General features: G+C 42.6%; 3 protein-coding genes. All 3 read left to right on the forward strand.

The features are described from left to right. Positions 1–155 precede the first annotated feature (155 nt). The 3 genes from VFM80_RS13175 to VFM80_RS13185 all read left to right on the forward strand — a co-directional run bounded on the left by VFM80_RS13175 (position 156) and on the right by VFM80_RS13185 (position 4,911). Positions 156–1,871, forward strand: coding sequence for a carbon starvation CstA family protein (locus VFM80_RS13175; RefSeq protein WP_395072421.1), 1,716 nt, complete (start codon positions 156–158; stop codon positions 1,869–1,871). 173 nt (positions 1,872–2,044) lie between these two features. Next, positions 2,045–3,397 (forward strand): Trk system potassium transporter TrkA, encoded by a 1,353-nt coding sequence (trkA, locus tag VFM80_RS13180; RefSeq protein ID WP_395072423.1) that lies wholly within the window; start codon positions 2,045–2,047, stop codon positions 3,395–3,397. Beyond that, positions 3,397–4,911, forward strand: coding sequence for a TrkH family potassium uptake protein (locus VFM80_RS13185; protein ID WP_395072425.1), 1,515 nt, complete (start codon positions 3,397–3,399; stop codon positions 4,909–4,911). Before trkA ends, VFM80_RS13185 begins: the two co-directional genes overlap by 1 nt. The last annotated feature ends 19 nt before the right edge of the window (positions 4,912–4,930 follow it).

Genomic DNA, 4,930 nt, shown 5'->3' on the forward strand with positions numbered 1-4,930 from the left:
GGTTTGGAGAGGTCGAAGTATAGGGCTCGTTTGCTTTACCAAAACCACTCTCATTTTAGAGTTAGTGCGGTACAAGTAACTTGCATCACAAAATGAAAAATAGTAATTAAAGCGCAGTTTGTTGGAGTTCACCAAAAATAAAACGGAATAAGTTTATGCAAGCAAGCTGGGTCGCTGCCTTATCGCTCTTTCTTTTCTTTATTGGATATCGATACTACTCCAAATTCCTCGCCGAAAAGATCTATCAGCTGAATCCGGATTACATGACTCCGGCCCATGAGTTCAAGGATGATGTGGATTATGTTCCCGCTAATAAATTCGTTCTACTGGGACATCATTTTACTTCCATAGCAGGCGCCGCACCCATCGTTGGTCCGGCCATAGCAGTATACTGGGGCTGGCTACCGGCGATGCTGTGGGTGGTTTTTGGAACCATCTTTGCAGCAGGAGTTCATGATTTCGGAACCATGGTCTTATCGGTTCGGCACAAAGGACAGTCAGTAGGTACCTTAGCTAATAAATTAGTAGGCCATCGGGCCAAACTCCTTTTCCTGTTCATTATTTTGATACTCGTTCTAATGGTGAATGCCGTTTTTGCCTGGGTGATATCGAACCTTTTCATCAATTTTCCGGCAACGGTGCTATCTATATTCATTCAAATTCCGTTAGCTATCTGGATCGGGGTTCGTTCCTATAAAAAGACGGGAAACATGGTGGTCCCTTCCGTCATTGTTCTTTTTGTGATGTACTTCACAGCCATCATCGCCAGTTATATACCGGTGCTGCAAATTGACCTGGTGCAGTATTTCGGGGGAGCCGAAAATACGGTGCTATTTGGATTAACGGGAATTGAAATGGCATTTTTTGTGTGGATCGCTGTTTTAATGATATATGTGTATTTCGCGTCCACGCTTCCGGTTTGGAAATTGCTTCAGCCTAGAGATCTTATTAACGCCTATCAGCTGGTGTTGGGCTTGGGAATTTTATATCTGGGATTATTTATCAGCAATCCGGAGATCACTGCACCTACTACCAATGTGGAAGCTACGGATGTAAGCTGGTTTCCGCTGCTTTTCATCACCATTGCATGTGGAGCTATTTCGGGATTTCATGGATTGGTCTCATCCGGAACCACCGCTAAACAGCTGGATAAGGAAACAGATGCTCGTTTTGTAGGATATTTAGGAGCGATCGGTGAGGGTTCTTTGGCTTTGATCACCATCGTTGCCGTTGTCACTTATTTCAATACCACCGGTGAATTTATGGATGTATATCATTCCTTTTCAGAAGCCGGCGCCGTGGGATTGAATATTTTTGTGGAAGGAGCTGCCCAGCTTGCTACGGCTTTGCTTATCCCGCTGGAAGTGGCTAAAACCATTATTGCAGTCATTGTGATTAGCTTTGCAGCCACTACATTGGATACTTCCGTTCGATTGATGCGCTATATCCTCAATGAACTTGGGGAAGAATACAAGTTCAAACCTCTAACGAAAGTACATACTTCTACCTTGATAGCCGTGGGAGCAAGTGCTGCTTTGGTATTGTTGCCCCAAGGACCTCACGGACTAGGTTCCGGCGGATACTTACTGTGGCCGTTATTTGGAACGTCAAATCAGTTATTGGCCGGGATCAGTTTGTTGCTAGTTACCATCTGGCTGAAACGGCAGGGCCGTTCCATTGTTTATACATTAATACCAATGGTGTTTTTAATGATCATGACACTTTGGGCTATGACCGAGCAAGTGATCTTCGATTGGTCGGGATGGGGATCAACGGACTCGAACATGCTCCTGTTTATTTTTGGAGCCATTATACTCGGATTTACGATATGGATCATTCTGGAAGCTGTTGCTTTAATTCGCAAAGAGTGATTCCATATATAATTTTAGAGTATATAATATCCACGGGTTCCCGCCAACCTTCTATTAATACATCAAGGAAGGTTAAAAACGTGATAATTAGCATTTTATATTAATTAGAATTCCTTTTACTTCTTTCTAAATTACCCTATAATTGTACGCATTTTAAAAATGGATCAACTCAATTGAAAATTACAATAATTGGAGCCGGAGAGATAGGATATGATCTGGCCAACATTCTGTCATCTGAAAAACACGATGTAATTGTCTTGGATCGGGAAAAAGCTCCCCTTTCCAGAGTTTCCGATTCTTTGGATGTGCTTACTGTGGAAGGCAACGCCACGTCTGTTAAAGATCTTGTAAAGGCCAAAGCAGGAGAGGCAGATATTCTTATTTCCGTTACAAGCATTGATGAAGTGAATATGATCTCGGGAATGTTAGGGAAACGGCTCGGGGCAAAAATGGTCATTTCAAGGATCCGCAGTAATGAATTGACAGATAAAGAATCACCACTGTCGCCGTCGGATCTTGGAATTGATGTGATGATTCATCCCGAATTAAGTGCAGCTGAAGAAATTGCTCAATTGTTAAAACGTTCTTCGGCAAGCGATGTGATAAATCTTGCGGAAGGCAGAATGCAGCTTATCGGTATTCGGCTGGAAAAAGATTCTCCGCTAATTGGGAAGAGTCTTAATGAATATGCAGAATCATATTCCAATTTAACGTTTAGGGTTGTAGCAATTGGCAGACGGGGCAGGACCATCATACCAGGCGGCTCTGTCAAAATTCAAAGTTACGATCAGATATTCGTATTAGCGGCTACAAAGGATATAAATGCACTCATTAAAACAACCGGCAAAAAAGAAACCGTTTTAAATTCGGTTATGATAGCCGGCGGTTCTTCAGTGGGAGCCATGTTGGCTAGGATCTTATGTGAAGATGAAACCAAGAATTGGTCCATTAAGCTAATTGAGCCTGATTATGATACCGCTGAGGAATTGGCTATAGAAATGAAAGATGTTATGGTATTGCATGGCAATCCCACTGACCCCGACTTACTTGTAACGGAGGGCATCAATGAAATGGATGCTTTTATTGCCGTTACCGATGACGAGGAATCCAATATCATTTCGTGTTTAATGGCCAAGCATCTTGAAGTTAAAAAAACAGTGTCCCTGGTCTCCAAACCGGATTTTATCCCGATGGCACAAACGATAGGTTTGGATGCTATTATCAACAAAAAGAGCTCTGCATCGAACGAAATTCACCGCTATGTTCGGCAGGGTAATGTTGTTTCAGTTGCAGAACTCAGAGGGATTAAAGCGGAAGTTATAGAATTGGAAGCCAGTGAAGGATCAAAAGTGACAGAGAAACCCATCAAAAAGTTAAAATTACCGGATGGCTGCCTGATCGGAGGTATTCTTTGTGATAATGAAGTTGAGATCGCCACCGGGGAAACCCAAATTAAACCCAAAGATCGGGTCATTGTATTCTGCTTACCCAATGCCATCGATAAAGTAACAAGGCTATTTCAATAATGGCATTAGTCTCAAATAGTTCCAGGCCAAAAGCCAATATAAATTTCCTCCAGACCCTCGGAGTGTTAGGAGCTTTTATATTCTTTCTGGGTTTTGCTTTACTTATTCCATTAGTTGTGGACCTGATCTATTCAGAAGGAAATTATCAGGCTTTTTTGATTTCAGCTGGCATTGCTTTTTTAGCGGGAGGCCTGCTTTGGTATTTCTTTCAGACCGATCAGGAACTTAGAATGCGGGAAGGTTTTTTGATCGTCAGCTTAACCTGGCTTTCACTCTCTTTAGTTGGAGCACTTCCTTTTGTAATAGCGGGAGTGCTTCCCTCATTTACAGATGCTGTATTTGAGACCATGAGCGCCCTCACCACTACCGGTTCTACTATATTAGGAGGTGAAACATCCAGTGGTTTTAGTAATCCTCAGATAGAAGAAATTCCCAAAAGCTTTCTTTTATGGAGGTCGCTGGCTCACTGGCTTGGCGGTATGGGCATTATCGTTTTATCGCTGGCCATTTTACCATTACTTGGGATTGGCGGAATGCAGCTTTTTCAAGCCGAATCACCCGGACCAACTGCCGATAAGCTTACTCCGCGTGTTCAGGAAACGGCGAAATTACTGTGGGGTGTGTATGTAGCGTTTACATTTGCCCAATTCTTATTGCTTTGGGTTCATCCGGCCATGGATTGGTTCGAGGCTATAAATCATGCTTTTTCGACGATGGCAACAGGTGGTTTTTCCACAAAAAATGCCAGTATCGAAGCCTTCGATTCAGCATATATTGACTGGGTCATTATCATTTTTATGTTTATTGCAGGGGTCAACTTTGCCATGCATTTTAGGTTGATAAGAGGTGACTACAAATCCTTTTTTGCCAATCGGGAAATTCGCTTTTACACCCTTGTTGCAATGCTGGGCATCTTTATTGTTTCCGGTTCTCTCTGGCTGCTAGATGAATATCCCATTTTGGATGCGCTCAGATATGGGGCATTCCAGGTGTTATCAATTTTAACAACAACAGGATTTGGAACAGACAACTATGAAGTATGGAATACCGTAGGGGCATTTTTCCTTTTCTTACTCTTTTTCTCCGGAGGATGTGCAGGTTCAACCGGTGGGGGAATTAAGATGGTGCGATGGATGATACTGATTCGAAATACCGGTCGTGAGATCAAACAGATCATGCACCCCAAAGCTATTCTCCCGGTTCGAATTGGAGATCAGGCGATCAGCCAAAATATTCAGCGGACGGTACTGAGCTTCTTTATTCTTTATATTTTCATATTTGCCCTCGGTGCGTTCATTATTAGCCTGTTTGGGTATGATATTATGTCGTCAATTGGGGCAAGTATAGCTTCAATAGGAAACATCGGTCCTGGATGGGGTGAATTTGGTCCTACTGATAATTTTGCACACTTACCTTATCTTGGAAAGTGGGTTCTTATATTATTGATGATGGTCGGGCGGCTTGAGATATTTACCGTATTAATATTGTTCTCTCCTGCTTTCTGGCGACAGTAAAAATACTGGTCAATCAGAT

The organism is Gracilimonas sp., from assembly GCF_035704785.1.
In the GTDB taxonomy this organism is placed as follows: Bacteria; Bacteroidota; Rhodothermia; order Balneolales; family Balneolaceae; genus Gracilimonas.